Genomic DNA, 19,117 nt, shown 5'->3' with positions numbered 1-19,117 from the left:
TAGGGGAAAAATCTGGCCGCTTGTGTTGAAATGCCTGAATCACGGTGCTAGAGTTCGCCTCCTCTGCAGCACGGGGATATCCCGGTTGCATGGCTTTAGACCCGTAGCTCAGTTGGTTAGAGCGCTGCCTTGACATGGCAGAGGTCAGCAGTTCGAGTCTGCTCGGGTCTACCAATTTCTCGCGGACCTTTTCCTTTCTTGCGATCTGGTTCGTTTCGGGCGCAAGCCCACACTCACACAAGTGAATCACGCGGTCTTACGTAGGGGTCGCCACTGATAAATAAGGAAGTGCAATGCCTGTTGTCACCCTCCCTGACGGTTCCCGTCGCGAATTTTCCAATCCTGTTTCTGTATTCGACGTAGCCAATGATATTGGTCCCGGCCTCGCGAAAGCTGCGCTGGCAGGTGTCGTTGACGGTAAGGAAGTGGATACCAGTTTTGTTATTGATCACGATGCCGATCTGGCGATCGTGACCGATCGCCAGCCTGAAGGCCTGGAGATCATTCGTCACTCTACCGCGCACTTGCTGGCCCAGGCGGTCAAGCAGCTGTATCCGGGCGCGCAAGTCACGATCGGTCCTGTGATCGACGATGGCTTCTATTACGATTTTGCCTACGAGCGCCAGTTCACCCCGGAAGATCTCGAAAAGATCGAAAAGCGCATGGAAGAGCTGGCCAAGGAAGATATTCCGGTAAGCCGCCGCCTGTTACCGCGCGACGATGCGGTTAAGTACTTCCGCGAAATGGGTGAGGAATACAAGGCAGAGATCATTGCCAGTATTCCCACCAATGAAGATATTTCCCTGTACCGCCAGGGCGACTTTGAAGACCTGTGCCGTGGCCCGCATGTGCCGTCCACTGGCAAGCTCAAGGCCTTCAAATTGACCAAAGTGGCTGGTGCATACTGGCGTGGTGACTCGAACAACGAGATGCTGACCCGCGTTTATGGCACCGCCTGGGGCAGCAAGAAAGAGCTCAAAGCGTATCTGCACCGTATTGCGGAAGCGGAAAAGCGCGACCACCGCAAGCTGGCGAAGAAGTTCGACCTGTTCCATATGCAGGAAGAAGCGCCCGGTATGGTGTTCTGGCACCCCAATGGTTGGACTGTATACAGCACCGTTGAGCAGTACATGCGCCAGCGTCAGCGCGAGCGTGGCTATAAAGAGATCAAGACTCCGCAGCTGGTGGACTTCTCTTTGTGGGAGAAATCCGGTCACGCAGATAAATTCGGCGATGACATGTTCACTCTCGAAAGTGAAGAGCGCCAGTTTGCCATCAAGCCGATGAACTGCCCCTGTCACGTACAGGTGTTCAATCAGGGACTGCGCAGCTACCGCGATCTGCCGTTGCGACTGGCGGAGTTCGGCTCCTGTCATCGCAGTGAGCCGTCTGGTTCCCTGCATGGCCTGATGCGCGTGCGCGGCTTCGTTCAGGACGATGGTCACATCTTCTGTACCGAAGATCAGATCCAGTCTGAAGTGTCTGAGTTCATGGACCTTCTGCACGAGGTCTACAAAGACTTCGGCTTTGATGAAGTGATCTATCGTTTGTCTACCCGCCCCGAAAAGCGCGTGGGTTCCGACGAGAGCTGGGACAAGGCGGAGAAGGCGCTGGCGGACGCACTGAATGCGGCTAATCTGGACTGGGAAGAGCTGCCAGGCGAGGGTGCCTTCTACGGGCCCAAGATTGAGTTCTCCCTGAAGGATTGTCTCGGTCGTGTATGGCAGTGCGGCACCATCCAGGTGGACTTCTCCATGCCGGGTCGTCTCGATGCGCAGTTTGTGGCGGAAGATGGCTCGCGCCAGAATCCGGTGATGTTGCACCGTGCGACCCTTGGGTCCTTCGAACGCTTCATCGGTATCCTGATTGAGAACTACGAAGGTGCTTTCCCGACCTGGCTGGCGCCCCAGCAGGTTGCGGTGCTGAATATCACCGACCGCCAGTCTGAATATTGCCGCGATATCGAGTCCAAGCTGGGTGGTGAGGGGTTCCGCGCCGCTGCTGACTTGAGAAACGAGAAGATCGGCTTTAAAATCCGCGAGCACACGCTTCAGCGTGTTCCTTATCTGCTGGTAATCGGCGATAAGGAAGTGGAAAATCAGACGGTTGCCGTGCGGACACGTAGCGGTGAGGATCTCGGAACCATGACGTATGAGTCATTCCTTGAGATTCTCCGCCAGGATGTGGATCGCCGCGGCCGTTCGTCTATTGCGGGCGCAGCTGAATAAGCGCCCCAACAGACTTTTATAAATTACCGGAGACGAGTGTTATTAAACGAGATATGAAAGGAAAGTCCAAGAAGGCCCGTATCAACGATCAGATCGAAGCATCGCAACTACGACTGATTGGTGCGGATGGTGAACAGGTAGGTATTGTTTCTCTGGAAGAGGCGCTGGAACACGCGCAGAAAGCCAGCCTGGATCTCGTTGAAATTGCCTCGGACTCCGATCCCATCGTCTGTAAGATCATGGACTATGGTAAGCACGTATTTGAGGCCAAAAAGGCAAAAAATGCGGCTAAGAAGAAACAAAAGCAGCAGCAGATCAAGGAAATGAAGTTCCGTCCCGGTACCGATATCGGCGACTACCAGATCAAGCTGCGCAACCTGACCCGCTTCCTGGAAGCTGGGGACAAGGCGAAAGTATCCCTGCGCTTCCGTGGCCGTGAAATGGCCCACCAGGAGCTGGGTATGGAAATGATGCAGCGCATCGAGAAAGATCTCGAGGAGCTGGGTACGGTGGAGCAGCGGCCAAAAATGGAAGGTCGCCAGATGATTATGGTCATCGCGCCGTCCAAAAAGAAAAAGTAAGGCGCAGATACCTGGTATCTGAGTCTTCTTTTCGGGAAGTGATCGGGCGACGGCTGCCTTCTCACTCCCGCACAGTTGCAGGCTTCGGTCTGTAGCCAATTAACAGAGCCCATTCGTGGGTCACTATTCACTTTGGAGTACAAAATGCCGAAAGCAAAAGTACACAGTGGCGCTGCCAAGCGCTTCAAGAAGACGGCTTCGGGCTACAAGCACAAGCACGCTAACAAGAGCCACATCCTCACCAAAATGACCACCAAGCGTAAGCGTCAGCTGCGCGGCACCAACACTTTGAACAAGTCTGATGCCACCCTGGTCGATCGTATGATGCGCGCCAAGTAATTGGCTGCACACGTTAAGTTTTAAGAGGATATTGATATGGCCCGTGTAAAACGTGGTGTAGTGGCGCGTCGCAGTCACAAGAAAATTCTGAAGCAGGCTAAAGGTTACTACGGTGCGCGTTCTCGCATTTTCCGTGTAGCCAAGCAGGCAGTCATCAAAGCTGGTCAGTACGCTTACCGCGACCGTCGCGTTAAGAAGCGTAACTTCCGCGCTCTGTGGATCACGCGTATCAACGCCCAGTCCCGCGCTGAAGGCCTGAGCTACAGCCGACTGATTGCTGGCCTGAAGAAGGCGGATATCGCACTGGATCGCCGTGTTCTGGCTGATCTGGCGGTATACGACAAAGCCGCTTTTGCTGCCGTAGTTGAAAAAGCCAAGGCAGCCCTGGCAGCTTAATTAGCGCCTGCAGAATAAATCGGCCCGCAAGGGCAGATTTGTGCTTTAAAAATAGGGAAGGGCTGTTTGGCTCTTCCCTATTTTTTTATCAGCAGCATACGAATTTCTGACGCAGAGGCTTGCTATTATCCGCTGCGTCTCAAAATAACAATTGTCACTCATCGATCAGAACGAGTCAGAACGAGAAAGTTTCAATGCAAGAATTGCAATCCCTCACCGAGCAGGCGCTGGCGCTGGTAGAAAAGGCCGGCGACCTCGCGGCACTGGATCAGGTGCGGGTGGATTACCTGGGTAAAAAAGGCCAGATCACCGCATTGCTGAAAGGTCTGGGAAAACTGTCTGCGGAAGAGCGTCCGGCGGCGGGGGCCAAAATCAACGAGGCCAAGCAGCAGGTGCAGGAAGCGATCAATGCGCGCCGCACCGCGATGGAAAAGGCTGCTATCGAAGAAAAGCTCGCCAAGGAAACCATCGACGTTACCTTGCCAGGCCGTGGTGAAGAGCAGGGCAATATGCACCCGATCACCCGCACCTTGCGTCGCATTGAAGAAATCTTCCAGCGCCTGGGCTTTACCGTAGAGCAGGGCCCCGAGGTAGAAGGGGACTACTACAACTTCGAAGCGCTGAATATTCCCGCCCACCACCCGGCGCGGGCCATGCACGATACCTTCTATATCGACCCCTCCACGGTTCTGCGTACGCACACGTCTTCTGTGCAGATCCGCACCATGGAGAAAACCAATCCGCCCCTGCGCATTATTTGCCCGGGCCGCGTATACCGCTGTGACTCCGATGTAACTCACTCCCCGATGTTCCACCAGATCGAAGGTCTGGTTATCGATGAGGGTGTGAGCTTCGCGCACCTGAAGGGCTGTATCGACCAGTTCCTGAAAGCCTTCTTTGAAGCGGATGTGCCGGTGCGTTTCCGTCCGTCCTACTTCCCGTTCACCGAGCCGTCTGCAGAAGCTGACATCCAGTGTACCGCCTGCGGTGGCGAAGGCTGCCGTATCTGTTCCGGCACCGGCTGGCTGGAAGTGCTGGGTTGCGGCATGGTGCACCCGAATGTATTCGCCTCCTGCGATATCGACAGCGAAAAATACTCCGGCTTTGCCTTCGGTCTCGGTGTCGAGCGTATGGCCATGCTGCGTTACGGCGTAAACGACTTGCGCCTGTTCTTCGATAACGACCTGCGCTTCCTAAAGCAGTTCTAACTCGAATCCCAACTAAGGGGCCTGCAAGCAGGCGAACAAACAACCGCGTATTGCGTAAACGAATTAAGAATTAGAGAGCGACTATGAAATTCAGCAACGCCTGGTTACGGGAGTGGGTAAGCCCGGACCTGACAGCACAACAGCTGGCCGACCAGATCACCATGGCGGGCCTGGAAGTGGACGCCGTAGAGCCAGTAGCCGGCGCATTTTCCGGAGTCGTAGTGGGTGAGATCGTCGCCTGCGAACAGCATCCAGACGCCGACAAGCTGCGCGTGTGCAAGGTAAAAGGGCACCCGGAAGGGGAAATGCAGGTCGTGTGCGGCGCACCCAATGCGCGCACCGGCATCAAGATCCCGTTTGCGCTGGTTGGTGCCAAGCTGCCCGGCGACTTCAAAATCAAGAAAGCCAAGCTGCGCGGTGTCGAAAGCTTCGGCATGTTGTGCGCACAGACCGAACTGGAACTGGGTGACGACAACGACGGTATCTGGGAACTGCCAGAAGAGGCAGTAACCGGCACCGACCTGCGCGAATACCTGCAGCTCGACGACAGCACCATCGAAGTCGACCTGACACCGAACCGTTCCGACTGCCTGGGTGTGGCCGGTATTGCCCGTGAAGTGGGTGTACTGAACCGCTGCGAAGTCACCCCGCCTGCCATCGAGCCGGTTGCCGCAGTAATCGATGACAGCCTGCAGGTGTCCCTGCTGGCCGAAGACGCCTGCCCGCGTTATGTGGGCCGCGTGATCCGCAATATCAATATCGATGCCGAAACACCGCTGTGGATGCAGGAACGCCTGCGCCGCAGTGGCCTGCGCAGCATCGATCCGGTAGTCGACGTAACCAACTACGTGCTGCTGGAGCTGGGGCAGCCCATGCACGCCTTCGACCTCGCCAAGCTGAGCGGCGGCATCAAGGTACGTATGGCAGAGCAGGGCGAAAAGCTCACCCTACTGGACGAGCAGGAAGTGGAGCTGAAAGCCGATACCCTGCTGATCGCCGACGAGAAAGGTCCGTTGGCTATCGCCGGTATTATGGGTGGCCTGGATTCCTCCGTAACCAAAGCCACCAAGGATATCTTCCTGGAAAGCGCTTTCTTCAGCCCGCTGGCCATCGCCGGCAAAGCGCGTTCCTACGGCCTGCACACCGATTCCTCGCACCGCTTTGAGCGCGGCGTGGACTACCGTCTGCAGGAAAAAGCTATCGAGCGCGCGACCCAGCTGCTGCTGGATATCGTCGGCGGTGAGCCCGGCCCGGTACACGTTCGCGAAGTTACCGAAGCCATGCCCGCAGAGCGTCGCATTACCCTGCGTCGCGCCCGCGTAAGCCGCGGCTTGGGTATCCAGATGAGCGATGCCGAGATCGTCGAGATCATCACTCGCCTGGGCCTGGAAAAGATCAGTGAAGACAGCGAAGGTTGGACCTTCCTGGTACCGAGCTTCCGTTTCGATATCTCCATCGAATCCGATCTGCTGGAAGAGCTGGCGCGGGTGTATGGCTATAATCGCATCCCCAGCATCAGCTTCGAAGCGGCGCTGGATATTGTACCGCGTGCAGAAGCCCAGGTGGCCCAGTCTCGCCTGGAGCAGACCCTGCTGTCCCGCGGCTATCAGGAAGCGATCACCTTTAGCTTTATCGATCGCGATGCCTCCGCCAAGTTTGATCCTGCGGTTGAGCCTGTGGCCCTGCAAAACCCCATCAGCGCTGAGCTCGCAGTGATGCGCACTAACTTGATGGCGGGCCTGGTAAAGACCCTGCAGTACAACCTGAACCGCCAACAGGACCGCGCGCGCCTGTTCGAGACGGGCCTGCGCTTTGTGCCGGGCAACCCCGAATCCGGAGAAGGCCTGCAGCAGGAGCGCATGATTGCGGGACTGATCTACGGCAGCCGCCAGCCAGAAGGCTGGAGTGGTTCTAAAGACGTTGTAGATTTCTACGACATCAAGGCGGACGTGGAAGCCATGCTGGCGCACTACGAAGCCGATGCCGAGTTCACCTTCGCGCCGGCCAAACACCCGGCGCTGCACCCGGGCCAGTGCGCTGAAGTGCTGCGCAACGGCAAGTCCGTGGGTGTACTGGGTGCGCTGCATCCAGAGCTGCAAAAGGATTACGATCTGCCCAAGGCAGCCTTCCTGTTTGAGCTGAGTCTCGATGGGCTGGGTCAGTCGGTCATTCCTGCCTTTACTCCCTTATCTAAGTTCCCCGAGGTGCGTCGCGACCTGGCGATACTGGTGGATGCGGAGATTCCAGTGGGGCAGCTGGCAGAAACCGCCGTTGAAGCAGCCGGCGAATTTTTGACGGACTTCAACATTTTTGACGTCTATCAGGGCAAAGGCATTGATTTACATAGAAAAAGTGTCGCTATGGGCTTGACGTTTCAGCATCCCTCACGCACCCTTAACGACGAAGAAATCAATGCCGCAGTCGATGCGGTAGTCAGTCAACTAGAACAACAATACAACGCCAGCCAGCGTTAAACCGGTTTTGCTCCGGGATATGCGCGGCTGATGCGCGTATCCCGAGAGCGTCTGCTTCCGGGTTCCAAGCCAATGCGGTACCAGGCTTAAAACCGGAGTCGACGCCTCTGAATCTGTTGGGCAGGAACCAATGACAGAGGCACTGACTAAGGCCGGGCTCGCCGAGAAGTTGTACGAAGAGCTGGGTTTTAACAAGCGCGAAGCAAAAGAGATCGTCGAATTCTTTTTCGAGGAAATCCGCAACGCACTTGAAAATAATGAGCAGGTTAAACTGTCAGGGTTTGGCAATTTCGACCTGCGTGATAAAAGCCAGCGTCCGGGACGGAACCCCAAGACTGGCGAAGAGATTCCTATTTCCGCAAGAAGGGTTGTTACCTTCAAGCCAGGACAAAAACTCAAGGCACGAGTAGAAGAAGATGCTGGAAGCGAGTCATAACAGTGAACTCCCCGTAATCCCGGGGAAGCGCTATTTCACCATCGGTGAAGTCAGCGAACTGTGTGCAGTAAAACCTCACGTACTGCGCTACTGGGAACAGGAATTCCCGCAGCTCAGCCCGGTAAAGCGCCGCGGAAACCGTCGTTATTACCAACATCAGGACGTTGTCCTCATCCGCCAGATCCGCGCACTCCTGTATGAAGAGGGCTACACCATTGGTGGCGCTCGTCTGCAAATGGAAAGCGGCGGCATCGAAAAAGACAAAGACCAGTCCGTACAGCTGCAGCAGGTGATCCCGCAAATGATCGCTGAACTGGAAGGTGTTCTGGAATTACTGGAAGTCAAAGCCTGATCCAAAAAGGCGCAAAACGGGCTTGCATTCCCACCGTACTTCGGTATGATTTGCGCCTCATCGCCAAGCGATGCCCCTTATAAATCAAGCACTTACGTAACTTTCACGCCGCTTGATTTACTCCTGTCGGAGTGTAGCGCAGCCTGGTAGCGCACCACACTGGGGGTGTGGTGGTCGTCGGTTCAAATCCGGCCACTCCGACCATTATTCAAAAAGCCCGCTTTATGTGGGCTTTTTTGTGCCTGAAATTTGGGCTCCATCTTTAGCTATAAATAGAGCTCAGTTGAATGGTGATATTCTTGGCTGTTCTTCACCCGTAGAGTGCTCTCCATATGGCCCTGCATGACCACCCGATGTGGCGAAAGCCACAACACCACCATGATCTCAAAGATGCGCATGACCATGTCCATTGGGCCGAGCTCTTCTACGACTTGGTTCATGTCGTCTCTATTTTTTTGCTGGGAAATTACCTCTCTCAACACCTGAATGTTGATGGGTTCCTGGTGTTTTGCGGTGTGTTTATCGTGCTTTGGTATGCGTGGGGCGAGCTGAGCATATTCAATTCGATTTACGTAAGTACCGATCTTTGGCATCGCATCACCATGTCCATCATGATCTGTACCGTGATGTTTATGGCCGCGGCAATACCTTCGATCGATGGGGGAGGTTGGGCATATTTCGCCCTGGGATTTGCGGTTAATAGGGCGCTTCTCGCTTTTCTTTATTTCCGTGCACGGCGTAACAACGCTACTGCGCAGTGCATGTGCAGTGAGCAGATTAGGAACTTTTCCCTGTTCGCAATCATATTTGCGGTCACGGCCTTCCTGCCAAAGCCGTATGCGTTTTGGGTGTTTGCACTCGCAATGGTATCGACGCAAGCCCTGTACATGATTCCCCGCGTATCGGTACTGCGCTACGAGCGCTTTGCCCCCAGGCTCGGGCATATGGCTGAGCGATTCGGCCTGCTGACGCTGATTGTTCTAGGTGAAGGTTTCTTCAAGTTGGTGGTCACCCTGGCACAGAAGGGGATAGATAAAGTTCCTCTCGATATTCTGGTGAATTTCGTGATTGGTGGGATCTCGATCTTCGTTATGTGTTGGATCTACTTTGACTTTGTGGGGAATGGCAAAGCCAGAGACAGTAAGTTAGCCACGTTGGTGAAATGGTGGCTGGCACATTTGGTTTTGATGATTTGCGGCGTGATGGTTGGTGTGGCTCTTGCCGCGGAAGTGAAGGTCGATTTTTGGGAGCCGTACCCAACAAAATATGCTGCGATCGGTTGTTTCGGTCTTGCCGGTTACATTGCCATGCTATGGGTTCTGCAAAACGTGATTGAGCATCGTGTGGCGAACGACTTCGGTCGAGCGGATGTGCGCGTGTTCGGTATCGTCGTGGCAATCGGCTGCTTTTTTGTTGTCCCGCACGTGCCGTCAATTGTAGGAAACCTTATATGGGGCACAGCATTGCTATCGCAGATTGTTATTCCTTTGTTGCGCGGATGGAATAAGTTCAGGAAGGAATGACTTTATTTGTACATATTGAGACAGGTTGGTTAGTAGGGTTTTGTGCACGGCAGAAGTTCTTCCAAAAATGTATGCGCATGGAGCTATTTCACGCTGTATCGGCCATTCGAATTCACGTAAACAATGACTTCGGTTTCAGTATTGAGGTGGTGGCTACCTTTGGCCTTGGAACTGAAAAAACTTCCCGGTGACAGTGCGTTTTCTTTGTCGTCCTTATTCCAGCGGTGGATGGCATTGCCTTTTACCACCACCGCTTTTAGCGCATGATCACTGGAGATTTCTCCCTGAAAACCCGCGGGTAACTTCACAAAGCTGCCATTTGCGGACTCGGGCTCCCCCCAAAGGTAGGCAATTTCTGCGTTGTCTTTTTTCAGCCAGTTTGCATCTTCCGTGTCTAACCAAACCAGGTTGCGCTCATCTATATTGATCGGCCGCTCCCCATTATCAAATGCCTTTTCCGAGGGAAGCACCAGATAGGGGCCGCTGTCGATTTCCAGGTAGATAAGGTTTTCTTGCCCGTCAGCCGCAGTGATATGGATTTCGCCCGCAGGTTGCGTCCAGAAGGAGCCAGTTGGCAGCCACATCTTTTCCGCCGAAGGGTCATCGTTGTGCATCAGCCCTTCAATCACGATGCCGCGATAACTGATGTTGTGAATATGCGGCGGAGACGAAAACCCTTTATTAAATTTCACCAGCATACCGGTTGGCACATCTTCGGTGCGATCACCCCAAAGGTCGGCTGCTTTGGGGCTTGCGTCGCCGCGTGCTGGATTGAGTAAACCCCATTTAATATTTTCTGTACTGATTACTGTGTGATCACCGGAAATAGAGGGTGATGCGAATGTGCAGAAAGCCATTGCCAGTACTGCGAGTTTCAGTCGGTCCATTATCGGTTCCTGACGGGGTGCGAGTGCCCTCATTATGGATGTCTACGGCGGAGAAGCTCTAGGTATTTCTTGCTTTTAGCTTCGTATCGATGATTTCGGCGGCATGCTGGAGGCAGGTTAGGAGACCGGGCTCACTTACTGACTAATTTACTGATGTGCGCAAGATTTGCGTTGTCCAGTTCACGGTAAGCGTGCTGCGCTTCCCGGTCTTCGCAGAGGAAGCCTTTCAAGAGGGTGCAGATGGCCTGGCCTATGGACTCTCGCGCGCGATGCGATGTTGTCGGGGTGTCGATATAGCCCCGCCCGCAGGTTTCATCTGCTGGTGTGCAAATGGCAAAGTGATTGGCGTCGTTGAGCAGAAGGAGTGTGTTTTTGCCATCATTCTGCGGCACGGCTTTCTCAAAGGTTTGCTCGATACGTGCGGTCGCACTGGGAGTCGCATCACCGTAGTGGTGGGCACTGTGGGCGATGCAGCCGTCCTGTTCACCCCCCATCAGCAGAAGTGGCAAGTTGGGCGGAAACGGTAACAGAGTTTCTTCTGGCCAGCCGAGGGCCGTAGAAACGCCGGTGTGGGCGCCATAGGTAAACACAGCGCGAAGTGAAGGAAACCATTCCTGGTTGGCGTTAAGCAGTGCCAGGGTGCCGCCAGCACTGTGGCCGCCAAATGCCAGTCGTGTCAGGTCAAGTTTTCCTGCCAGCAAACTATCGCTGTTGAGCCGCTCCAGCATTTCCAGGATAGGTTGGGCCGCCTGGGCCGAAGGGGTGGTGCCGAACTTCTCTGGTGTGAGTGCTTCCAGGTCGATGCCCGGCGTTACCGCTCGCGAGCCGTAGGTGGCTTCTGAAACCAGTTGGTAGGTTACGGTCACGATCCCTAAGGGTGCCAGCGCTTCCGCCAGCCAGCGGTACCCGGCAGAATCCGTATTCATACCATGGAATAGGATCAACACCGGATAGGGTGCGAGGCTTTCGTCCGCCGGGATTAGGCCGGTATCCTGTTCGTTTGCTGAGCCGCTATATTGAGCCGGGTAGTAAATTCGGGCGATACCCGTATCGTAGGGAGGCTGCAAAGACTCGATTTTGAACGCATCGAAAATGCAGCGAGTCATAGTCATGGAAGGCAGCCTCAAAAAATCTAGATTCGAGATTAGCTGGCGACTTTGTTGTGGGGATTGATTTTTGTCAATTCGCGGGAACCTGAGTTGGGGTATCCATGATCTGAACTTGCCGCGGGCACGTACTCAGCGAGCAATCCTGACTTAAACCTTTATTGAAGGTAAACAGCGTGAAAGCACCTCTTTTTCTGATGTTTGTTGGCCTCGTTTATGGAGCCTCTATCGACGCGTATGCGAAAGAGGGCGGCACCTATCCCCTGGTAACCGATGACGCTTTCTGTGCGCGGGTGCAGCAGTTTATCGCCGGTACAGACTTGGCCGTAGAGAATGTCCTGTATGGGGAGGGCAGTTACTGGACGACCTTTAAAAAATCCAAACCACTGGCGCAGCCGCTGACGACGCATCAGTACGCGGGCTATCAGCTCGCCAATGGTGAATCCGCAGACTTCCCGGTTTCGATTGCCTGCAAGATGAAAACGGCTGAGCGCATTCTCACGGCGCAGCCGGCTAGCGAAAACTTCACTATTGCGGAAGAAGATCGCGCGTGTCACGACTGGCAGGCGCAAATGCTGGATGATGTTTATCAGGTACTGGCAGAGCGGGGTGAGGCGATTGCGGTGCCGCGGGAGCGTATTGCTGCGGACGATGAGGAGAGCGTGTCGATCGGCCCGTTTTGGCTGCGTCCTGAAATTTATCAGGTGGCCTACAGTGAAGGGGATAACCTAAAGCTGCGCATCAAGGGTTTGCATGTGGAGTACCGCCGTTTTATGCCGGTTCCCGACAGCTTTATGGGCACACATTATTGCACCATGATCGCGCCTGAATATCTGGTCAAGCTGGTTCAGGGAGAAGTGGAAGCACCGGCGCTGCAGGAGTAGCGCCGGTTCAACGTCGCGGTGGGGCACGTTAGCGCGGAAGTGCTCAGGCAGGGGTTTCCACTGCGGGTTTGCTGGCTTCGGTTTTGCCGTCCTGCGCCGCGAAGTAGTCGAGCTCGGCAAGCTCGTAATGGGTCTGCATGTAACCGCCCACCTCTGCACGTAGCAGAATATAGTCGTCGTCTGCCGTGACCCAAACGTTGTACGGCGGGTGCTCTTCGGGCAGGTCGGCTGCGGTATCAGTCACCTGAAAATGCCGCGCGTGAAAAGTACCTGCCTCGACAGTGATTTCTGTTTCCCCCACATACACCAACGAAAACCCCATCTTGAACAGCATTGGGCCGGTTGCGCCGCGATGATCGGGTGATGACAGCATCATGTTTGGGAAGTGTTGCTTACCGGGCCCCTGGGACAGGTCGTAAAGGCGCATCAGCAGGCCGTCGCCGGCAATCGGGTGGCACTGCATCCACTGTACGGGTGCCTCTAGCTCCATGCGCTGGGTGATGCGTCCATCGCGCTGGTTAAAGGTTTCGCACTCCGCCAGTTTATCGGTGAAGCGGAACCATCCGGTACCCTCAAATTTGTCGCCAACGGTCAGCCGCACCGAGCAATCGAGCGGGGCAGAGTCGCTGTGGCGGAGTGCCTGCACGATATCGCGGGTAACGCTGGGGGCGTCGTCAATTTCACAATGCGCTTGCAGCACATCCGTGCCATCGGCCTGCTGGGTGATGCTGAAGTACTCGCGGCCGCGCTCTTCACCAAAGCGCTCGGGCTCGTGGCTGGAGTAGCGAATACGTCCTCGGATGCTGCGATAGGGCATGAGCTTCTCTTGTTACTTATTTTTGATGTTGTGTTTCAGTGCTGGTGGATCAGCGTTCTATCAACTCAATTCTTTCGCCGTCATATCCATACACAGTACAGCTTCGGCGCCCGTTGTACGGGGCCTGCTGGTGCTGATAAGTGGTGAACTGTTGCGGAATTTGGTCGATGTAAAACGTCATCATTGCGATACCGCCACCCAGCGTCTGCGTGCTTTTGATGGGAGCGGCGAGCTGTTCCAGCTGATCAATTTCGATCAGGCTGCTGTCCGCCAGTTGCAGGGTGGCAAGCGGATGTTGGCTTTCCATCGGCAGCCCGCGTAGCTGGTTGATGACCGTTACGCGTGTGTCGAACGAAAGGCCGCCGTGCTTGGCCAGAGATTCGTAGCCGGCCAGTGACTCGGACCGGTTGCTGCTGGCCAGTACCGGAATAAAGAGATGGTCGACTGCGCAGCTGGCGGTTGGTAGCTGGAAGGGCGGCACCTCACCAGAGATTTGCGTGAGATACAGCAGTTCCCCGTTCGCTCCCTGGACCTGTACCGCGCGAATCTTATCGCTCAGTTCTAGGTTCGCGACCGGACGCAACTGCTCAAAGGAAGATCCTTCCAAGGTTTCTGCCAGGCTGTCCACGTCCTCTACAAGTATCTCCATCGCCATCCAGCCAGCGCGTTGCAGGGGCTTGGCTGGCTCTGCGCCTGCATCGTCGACGATACGCAGCCACGCGCGGCCGTTGGCATTTCCAAGTACCCAGTAGGTTGCTCCCGCGAGTCCCGCACACTGCCACTGCTCGGCCATGGACTCAGTGAGCGTATCACTAGCCAGAACATGGCAGTGCAGGTGGCTGCAATAGTCGTCGACCAGACGCGCCGCGTCACTGCTCGCGAGGGTGGCCAGGCTGCATGGGCCCAATGCTGGCGTGGAGGTGGTGTCAGTCATTACCGTAAATCACTATTCTCAAAGTCCTAATGTTATAATAATATATCAAATACGGAGAGAAAAGATCTTATCTGACCCGAGGGTACAGGAGGGCAGGGGTAATGACGACACCGGGGGCGATTTCGGGGGCGACCACGCTATTTGACAAGTTGTGGTCGGAGCACGCCGTGTGCGAGCTCGACAATGGGGAGACGTTGCTCTATCTGGATCGGGTTTTCCTGCACGAGCGCACCGGCTCCATTGCGTTGCAAAGCCTGCACGCGGCGGGTTATGGCGTGCGTGATGCGCGCAAAGTGTTTTGCACCATGGATCACATCGTCGATACCTTTCCCGGGCGCGGCGATGCAACGCTGATGCCCTCGGGGACAGACTTTATTACTGCAACTCGCAACGAGACGCGTGCCGCGAACATTCGTTTATTTGATGTCGATGATCCCAATCAGGGAATTGTGCATGTCATTTCTCCAGAGCAAGGGCTGGTTCTACCGGGGCTGACACTGGTTTGCCCAGACAGCCACACCTGCACCCAGGGCGCGATTGGCGCTTTGGCCTGGGGGATAGGCTCCAGCGAAGCAGAGCATGCGATGGCCACGGGCACCTTGCGCGTGCGCAAGCCAAAAAACATGCGCGTGGTCATTGATGGCGCACTGCAGCCTGGTGTGACCGCGAAGGACTTGGTACTGAACCTGATTGCACGCTTTGGTGCAAATGGTGGGGCGGGTTACGCCGTGGAGTTCGCGGGTTCCACCGTTCGTGATCTGGAAGTGGAGGCCCGCTTCACCCTGTGCAACATGGCGGTGGAGTTCTCTGCGTTTACTGCGGTGATCGCGCCTGACGAAAAAGTTGAGGCGTACTTCCAAGGACGTGACTTCGCTCCCAAGGGTGAACACTGGCGGGATGCCGTCGAACACTGGCGCTCTCTGCGCAGTGATGAAGCCGCGCGCTTCGACCGTGAACTGCACGTGGACGCGTCCACCATTCAGCCGGCAGTGACCTGGGGCACCAGCCCGGAACAGGTTGTGAGCATCGGCGAATCGATTCCCTATCCGGATACCTTTGCGGAAGATCACCGGCGTGAATCCGCGCAGCGGGCTCTCGCATATCAAGATTTAGCGCCAGGCAAATATATTGCCGACATCTCGGTTGATGCTGCTTTTATCGGTTCCTGCACTAACAGCCGCCTAAGTGACCTGCAGGCTGCTGCCGCCGTGGTTAAGGGGAGGAGCATTGCGCCCGGTGTGCGCGGTGTCGTTGTGCCCGGTTCTCGCCGAGTCAAAAAGGCCGCCGAACAAGAAGGGTTGGATCAGATTTTTACCGATGCGGGGTTTGAATGGCGGGACTCCGGTTGCTCCATGTGCTTTTACGCCGGCGGAGAAACCTTTGGCGCACACCAGCGCGTGATTTCTACAACCAACCGAAATTTTGAGGGGCGTCAGGGGCCGAATACCCGTACACATCTGGCAAGCCCTGCAACCGTCGCTGCATCGGCTATTGCCGGGTCATTTATCTCGGCAGAAATGCTGGCAGAGAGTGAGTCACTGGCATCATGAAAGCATTTACGGTTCACACGGGTGTCGCTGCGCCATTGTTGCGACGGAATATCGACACCGACGCCATTATCCCATCGCGGGAAATGAAACGCGTATCCAAGCAGGGGCTGGGTGAAGGTTTGTTCGCCGGCTGGCGCTACACCTTGCCCGGCGGCCGCGAACAAAACCCATCATTCGTTCTCAATCGACCCGAGTATCGCAATACATCGATCTTGCTGAGCGGTGACAATTTTGGTTGTGGGTCCTCGCGCGAACATGCGGTTTGGGCACTGGCGGAGTATGGCATTCGCGCGGTGATCGCCAGTGGATTCGGGGCCATCTTTCACACCAACTGCATCCGCAACGGCATTTTACCGGTGTGCCTCGATGAGGCGGTGATCAGCGATCTCGCCGAGCGGGTGCAGGAAGATCCGCAAAATAATCTGGTGGAAATCGACCTTAATCGTTGCCGCATTGTTTGTGGTGACAGCGAACTTGAATTCGCGCTGGAAGAGGGGGCGCGTCACATGCTGTTGAATGGCCTCGACCCCATCGCGCTTACCCTGCAGCAGCGGAAGCTGATCGATCAGTTTGAAAATACGCGTCGCAAAAAGCACGCCTGGGCATTTGCCCCCTTTGAAGATTGTGTGGAAGGAGTATTGCCGTGAATCAACCCATGACTCTGTTGGAGCAGCTGGTGTCGCTGCTGGATCGGGAAATCGACGATGCGACCTTGGAACGTGCACAACTGCATTTGCTGGACTGGCTTGGTTGCAGTGTGTACGGCGCGCGCAGCGAGCTGGCAGGGAAGCTCCAGGGCTATCTCGCAGAATGGGGCGCTTCTGGCAAAAACTGGAATTTGAACGGTAGTGACAGTTGCTGGCAGGACTCGGTGCAGTTTCACGGTGCCCTTGGCAGTGTGTCCGAGATGGATGACCTGCACCGTACATCCACCCTGCACCCCGGGCCAGTAATTATTCCTGCCGCGTTGGCAGTTGCCGAAATGGTGGAGGCAAGCCCTCGTGCGCTGCTGTCATCCATTGTGGTGGGTTATGAAGTGATGATCCGTATTGGTCGCGCACTCGGGCGCGATCACTATGCGCTTTACCACAGCACTTCTACCTGTGGCAGTTTCGGTGCGGCGGCAGCGGCCGCACACCTGTTGGACCTTAATCACGAACAAACCGTGTGGGCCCTTGCCAATGCAGGGAGCCGTACCGGTGGCTTTTGGCAAATGCGCCATGAGGCGGTAGAGACCAAGCATCTGCACAACGCCGGCGCAGCGCATGCCGGTGTACAGGCTGCGCTACTCGCTTCCAGTGAGTTGCGTGGCCCGGCCAGCCTACTCGAGGGGACACAGGGGTTCTTCGCCGCAACCTCCTCGCAGGCTATGCCTCTGGCTGTTATTGATCAGGCATCAGAAGCATGGCTGCTGTTTCAGTGCAGCTTCAAACCTTGGCCGGCTTGCCGCCACACCCACCCGACGATCGATGCCGTGCGAGCTTTGGGCGAGGTGTCAGCTGAAGACGTGCGCGAGTTGCATATCAGTACCTTCGGCGATGCATTGATGTTTTGCGACCGCAAACACCCAGAATCATCGGCGCAGGCACGCTTCAGCCTCCAGCACTGCGCTGCGGTGACAATACTGTTTGGCGCGCCGGCGATTGAGCACTTTGGCGAAGAAATTATTGCCCGGTCTGATGTGGCGGAGCTGCGCGACAAAGTCATCCTGCACGTGACTGAGACACATCAGCGCGCATATCCCGCGCATTTTGGTGCGACGGTGCGAGTGGTTCTGCACGATGGCAGCGAATGGGAAATGGCATCACCCGATGCCTGGGGTGACCCAGAATGGCCGCTCACTAGTGAAGATATTATCGATAAGGCTCGTACGTTGTTCGCCGCAGCTGGTGTCGGCACGGAAACCACGGAAGATGTGCTGGAGGTAACGTTGAACCTGAGTGGGCAGGACGACCTGAATTCTCTGTTTACGGCCCTGCGTGGGTTGGGAGAGTCCCTGTGACCAGCTACGAGCAGCGGCTGGTGGAGCATGTTGCCGAGAGCCAGTTTGAATATCTGGATGCTGCGGCAATAGAAGCCTGCAAGACATTTTTGCTGGATTCCATCGGCGTTGGCATTAGCGGCTCAAGAATTCCCTATGCGGAACAGTTGCTTGAAACCGCTCGGGGATGGGGCTGCGCTGACGAGGGTAAATCTGCGACGGTCTGGGGTACAAGGGTTCGCCTGCCGGTCCTGCATGCGGCGATGGTCAACGCCTATCAAATCCACTGTCAGGAATTCGACTGTGTCCATGAAGATGCGGTAGTGCATCCAATGGCAGTGATTCTCTCCGCGCTGATGGCAGAGGCAGAAGCGCGCAATACCGATGGGCGAGCGCTGTTGTTATCGCTGGCGTTGGCGGTCGACGTGGCCACGGTACTCGGAATGAGTGCCGATAAACCCATGCGTTTTTTCCGCCCGGGTACCGCCGGGTGCATTGGCGCAGCGGCGGGGATCGCGCGCTTGCGGCGCTACGACCGCGCGCAGATTCAGCAGGCGATGTCCATTGCCTACAGCCAGACCGGTGGCACCATGCAGGCGCACACGGAAGGCGTGGCTGTGTTACCCATGCAAGTTGCGTTCAACGCGCGCAATGCGATTACCGCGGCGGACATGGCCGGTTTCGGCTTGATCGGTCCGGCGAATTTTCTCAGTGGTGATTACGGTTACTTCTCCATTATGGAATCCGACGGCCACGCCCAGGGCGCCTTTGCAAAGTTAGGGCGTGAATGGCAAATCGGCCGGGTAAGCCACAAACCGTTTCCCACTGGCCGTGCCGCACACGGAACGCTGGATGCGCTGATGCAACTGCGTAGTGAACACGGCTTTGCCGCAAATGACATTGAGTCTGTCCAGATAGAAGCGCCGCCGTTGGTGAGACGCTTGGTGGATCGCCCGGCGTATCCTGACATGAGCGTGAATTACGCCCGCTTGTGTATCGGTTATGTGGCCGCAACCTTGTTGCTGACCGGCGATGTCGGCGTGCAGGCATTTGATCTCGATGCGCTGGCAGATCCAGCGCGTCTGGCACTGGCACAACATGTACGCATGTGCCCGTCCGCCAGTAAGGACCCAAATGCACTGGCGCCGCAGACAGTAATCGTTTGCTTGAAAGATGGCAGTGAATACCGGCGGGAGATGGCCAGCATCCTCGGCCACCCCGACAGTCCCTTGAGTCGCAAGCGACAGCAGGAAAAGTTTGTTAACTGCCTGGCATCTGCGCGCAACCCCATCGACACAGATCAGGCCGAACAAATCCTCGCGAAGATAGCGCGGCTGGATCAGCTGCAATCTATTAACGAATTGAGCGCGCTGCTGACGCCCGAACAGCGGCCTGTTTCTGTAACCAGTTAAAGCCAGTAA

Annotated in this window: 18 protein-coding genes and 2 tRNA genes; 16 read left to right on the top strand and 4 right to left on the bottom strand. The window is 55.9% G+C overall.

What is annotated here, in order from left to right; all coding sequences use genetic code 11:
- Nucleotides 1–97: 97 nt before the first annotated feature.
- The 11 genes from Mag101_RS10000 to Mag101_RS09950 all read left to right on the top strand — a co-directional run bounded on the left by Mag101_RS10000 (nt 98) and on the right by Mag101_RS09950 (nt 9,537).
- Nucleotides 98–174, top strand: a tRNA-Val gene (locus Mag101_RS10000).
- 119 nt (nt 175–293) lie between these two features.
- Entirely contained in the window at nt 294–2,228 is a 1,935-nt protein-coding gene (thrS, locus tag Mag101_RS09995; RefSeq protein WP_077404240.1) for a threonine--tRNA ligase, read from the top strand.
- A 53-nt stretch (nt 2,229–2,281) separates the two neighbouring features.
- Nucleotides 2,282–2,809: a translation initiation factor IF-3 gene (gene infC, locus Mag101_RS09990; protein ID WP_043315894.1), complete on the top strand. Its 528-nt coding sequence runs from the start codon at nt 2,282–2,284 to the stop codon at nt 2,807–2,809.
- A 144-nt stretch (nt 2,810–2,953) separates the two neighbouring features.
- On the top strand, nt 2,954–3,148 hold the full coding sequence (gene rpmI / locus Mag101_RS09985; RefSeq protein WP_077404237.1) for a 50S ribosomal protein L35: 195 nt from the start codon (nt 2,954–2,956) through the stop codon (nt 3,146–3,148).
- Between the two features lie 36 nt (nt 3,149–3,184).
- Nucleotides 3,185–3,544: a 50S ribosomal protein L20 gene (rplT, locus tag Mag101_RS09980; protein WP_077404234.1), complete on the top strand. Its 360-nt coding sequence runs from the start codon at nt 3,185–3,187 to the stop codon at nt 3,542–3,544.
- A gap of 194 nt (nt 3,545–3,738) precedes the next feature.
- Entirely contained in the window at nt 3,739–4,752 is a 1,014-nt protein-coding gene (pheS, locus tag Mag101_RS09975) for a phenylalanine--tRNA ligase subunit alpha (protein WP_077404232.1), read from the top strand.
- Between the two features lie 83 nt (nt 4,753–4,835).
- Nucleotides 4,836–7,226 carry a phenylalanine--tRNA ligase subunit beta gene (gene pheT, locus Mag101_RS09970; protein ID WP_077404229.1) on the top strand — a complete coding sequence of 797 codons (2,391 nt, stop codon included), beginning with the start codon at nt 4,836–4,838 and terminating at the stop codon, nt 7,224–7,226.
- A 130-nt stretch (nt 7,227–7,356) separates the two neighbouring features.
- Complete coding sequence (ihfA, locus tag Mag101_RS09965) at nt 7,357–7,662, top strand: integration host factor subunit alpha (RefSeq protein WP_010131375.1); 306 nt, start codon at nt 7,357–7,359, stop codon at nt 7,660–7,662.
- The gene (locus tag Mag101_RS09960; RefSeq protein WP_010131374.1) at nt 7,643–8,014 is read left to right on the top strand and encodes a MerR family transcriptional regulator; all 372 of its coding nucleotides are present in this window, start codon (nt 7,643–7,645) and stop codon (nt 8,012–8,014) included. Before ihfA ends, Mag101_RS09960 begins: the two co-directional genes overlap by 20 nt.
- Nucleotides 8,015–8,141: 127 nt before the next feature.
- A tRNA-Pro gene (locus Mag101_RS09955) sits at nt 8,142–8,218 on the top strand.
- A gap of 128 nt (nt 8,219–8,346) precedes the next feature.
- On the top strand, nt 8,347–9,537 hold the full coding sequence (locus Mag101_RS09950; protein ID WP_077404226.1) for a low temperature requirement protein A: 1,191 nt from the start codon (nt 8,347–8,349) through the stop codon (nt 9,535–9,537).
- 83 nt (nt 9,538–9,620) lie between these two features.
- Here Mag101_RS09950 and Mag101_RS09945 read toward each other — a convergent pair whose 3' ends face one another.
- Both Mag101_RS09945 and Mag101_RS09940 read right to left on the bottom strand, forming a co-directional pair.
- Nucleotides 9,621–10,424, bottom strand: coding sequence for a DUF4437 domain-containing protein (locus Mag101_RS09945; RefSeq protein ID WP_077404223.1), 804 nt, complete (start codon nt 10,422–10,424; stop codon nt 9,621–9,623).
- Between the two features lie 131 nt (nt 10,425–10,555).
- Nucleotides 10,556–11,536: a dienelactone hydrolase gene (locus Mag101_RS09940; RefSeq protein ID WP_157520286.1), complete on the bottom strand. Its 981-nt coding sequence runs from the start codon at nt 11,534–11,536 to the stop codon at nt 10,556–10,558.
- A 170-nt stretch (nt 11,537–11,706) separates the two neighbouring features.
- On the opposite strand from Mag101_RS09940, the gene Mag101_RS09935 reads away from it, so the two are divergent.
- Nucleotides 11,707–12,414 (top strand): hypothetical protein, encoded by a 708-nt coding sequence (locus tag Mag101_RS09935; protein ID WP_077404217.1) that lies wholly within the window; start codon nt 11,707–11,709, stop codon nt 12,412–12,414.
- A 43-nt stretch (nt 12,415–12,457) separates the two neighbouring features.
- On the opposite strand, the gene Mag101_RS09930 is transcribed toward Mag101_RS09935, so the two are convergent.
- On the bottom strand, nt 12,458–13,231 hold the full coding sequence (locus Mag101_RS09930) for a hypothetical protein (RefSeq protein WP_077404213.1): 774 nt from the start codon (nt 13,229–13,231) through the stop codon (nt 12,458–12,460).
- A 49-nt stretch (nt 13,232–13,280) separates the two neighbouring features.
- Nucleotides 13,281–14,165, bottom strand: coding sequence for a hypothetical protein (locus tag Mag101_RS09925; protein ID WP_077404210.1), 885 nt, complete (start codon nt 14,163–14,165; stop codon nt 13,281–13,283).
- 101 nt (nt 14,166–14,266) lie between these two features.
- Here Mag101_RS09925 and leuC point away from each other — a divergent pair, with 101 nt between their 5' ends.
- The 4 genes from leuC to Mag101_RS09905 are packed head-to-tail and all read left to right on the top strand — an operon-like array spanning nt 14,267 to nt 19,108.
- Entirely contained in the window at nt 14,267–15,715 is a 1,449-nt protein-coding gene (leuC, locus tag Mag101_RS09920; protein ID WP_077404207.1) for a 3-isopropylmalate dehydratase large subunit, read from the top strand.
- Nucleotides 15,712–16,362 carry a 3-isopropylmalate dehydratase small subunit gene (leuD, locus tag Mag101_RS09915; RefSeq protein ID WP_077404205.1) on the top strand — a complete coding sequence of 217 codons (651 nt, stop codon included), beginning with the start codon at nt 15,712–15,714 and terminating at the stop codon, nt 16,360–16,362. Before leuC ends, leuD begins: the two co-directional genes overlap by 4 nt.
- Nucleotides 16,359–17,717, top strand: coding sequence for an MmgE/PrpD family protein (locus Mag101_RS09910; RefSeq protein WP_157520283.1), 1,359 nt, complete (start codon nt 16,359–16,361; stop codon nt 17,715–17,717). The genes leuD and Mag101_RS09910 overlap by 4 nt, the downstream gene beginning before the upstream one ends.
- Nucleotides 17,714–19,108, top strand: a complete 1,395-nt coding sequence (locus Mag101_RS09905; protein WP_077404199.1) for an MmgE/PrpD family protein — start codon at nt 17,714–17,716, stop codon at nt 19,106–19,108. The genes Mag101_RS09910 and Mag101_RS09905 overlap by 4 nt, the downstream gene beginning before the upstream one ends.
- Nucleotides 19,109–19,117: the final 9 nt, after the last annotated feature.

Source organism: Microbulbifer agarilyticus, from assembly GCF_001999945.1.
Taxonomy (GTDB): Bacteria; Pseudomonadota; Gammaproteobacteria; order Pseudomonadales; family Cellvibrionaceae; genus Microbulbifer; species Microbulbifer agarilyticus_A.
This window is presented reverse-complemented; position numbering and strand designations above follow the sequence as displayed.

What these genes read in the sequence shown, in the direction of transcription:
- thrS (WP_077404240.1), top strand. Translation starts at nt 294, where the DNA reads ATGCCTGTTGTCACCCTCCCTGACGGTTCCCGTCGCGAATTTTCCAAT.
- infC (WP_043315894.1), top strand. Translation starts at nt 2,282, where the DNA reads ATGAAAGGAAAGTCCAAGAAGGCCCGTATCAACGATCAGATCGAAGCA.
- rpmI (WP_077404237.1), top strand. Translation starts at nt 2,954, where the DNA reads ATGCCGAAAGCAAAAGTACACAGTGGCGCTGCCAAGCGCTTCAAGAAG.
- rplT (WP_077404234.1), top strand. Translation starts at nt 3,185, where the DNA reads ATGGCCCGTGTAAAACGTGGTGTAGTGGCGCGTCGCAGTCACAAGAAA.
- pheS (WP_077404232.1), top strand. Translation starts at nt 3,739, where the DNA reads ATGCAAGAATTGCAATCCCTCACCGAGCAGGCGCTGGCGCTGGTAGAA.
- pheT (WP_077404229.1), top strand. Translation starts at nt 4,836, where the DNA reads ATGAAATTCAGCAACGCCTGGTTACGGGAGTGGGTAAGCCCGGACCTG.
- ihfA (WP_010131375.1), top strand. Translation starts at nt 7,357, where the DNA reads ATGACAGAGGCACTGACTAAGGCCGGGCTCGCCGAGAAGTTGTACGAA.
- Mag101_RS09960 (WP_010131374.1), top strand. Translation starts at nt 7,643, where the DNA reads ATGCTGGAAGCGAGTCATAACAGTGAACTCCCCGTAATCCCGGGGAAG.
- Mag101_RS09950 (WP_077404226.1), top strand. Translation starts at nt 8,347, where the DNA reads ATGGCCCTGCATGACCACCCGATGTGGCGAAAGCCACAACACCACCAT.
- Mag101_RS09945 (WP_077404223.1), bottom strand. Translation starts at nt 10,424, where the DNA reads ATGGACCGACTGAAACTCGCAGTACTGGCAATGGCTTTCTGCACATTC.
- Mag101_RS09940 (WP_157520286.1), bottom strand. Translation starts at nt 11,536, where the DNA reads ATGACTATGACTCGCTGCATTTTCGATGCGTTCAAAATCGAGTCTTTG.
- Mag101_RS09930 (WP_077404213.1), bottom strand. Translation starts at nt 13,231, where the DNA reads ATGCCCTATCGCAGCATCCGAGGACGTATTCGCTACTCCAGCCACGAG.
- Mag101_RS09925 (WP_077404210.1), bottom strand. Translation starts at nt 14,165, where the DNA reads ATGACTGACACCACCTCCACGCCAGCATTGGGCCCATGCAGCCTGGCC.
- leuC (WP_077404207.1), top strand. Translation starts at nt 14,267, where the DNA reads ATGACGACACCGGGGGCGATTTCGGGGGCGACCACGCTATTTGACAAG.
- leuD (WP_077404205.1), top strand. Translation starts at nt 15,712, where the DNA reads ATGAAAGCATTTACGGTTCACACGGGTGTCGCTGCGCCATTGTTGCGA.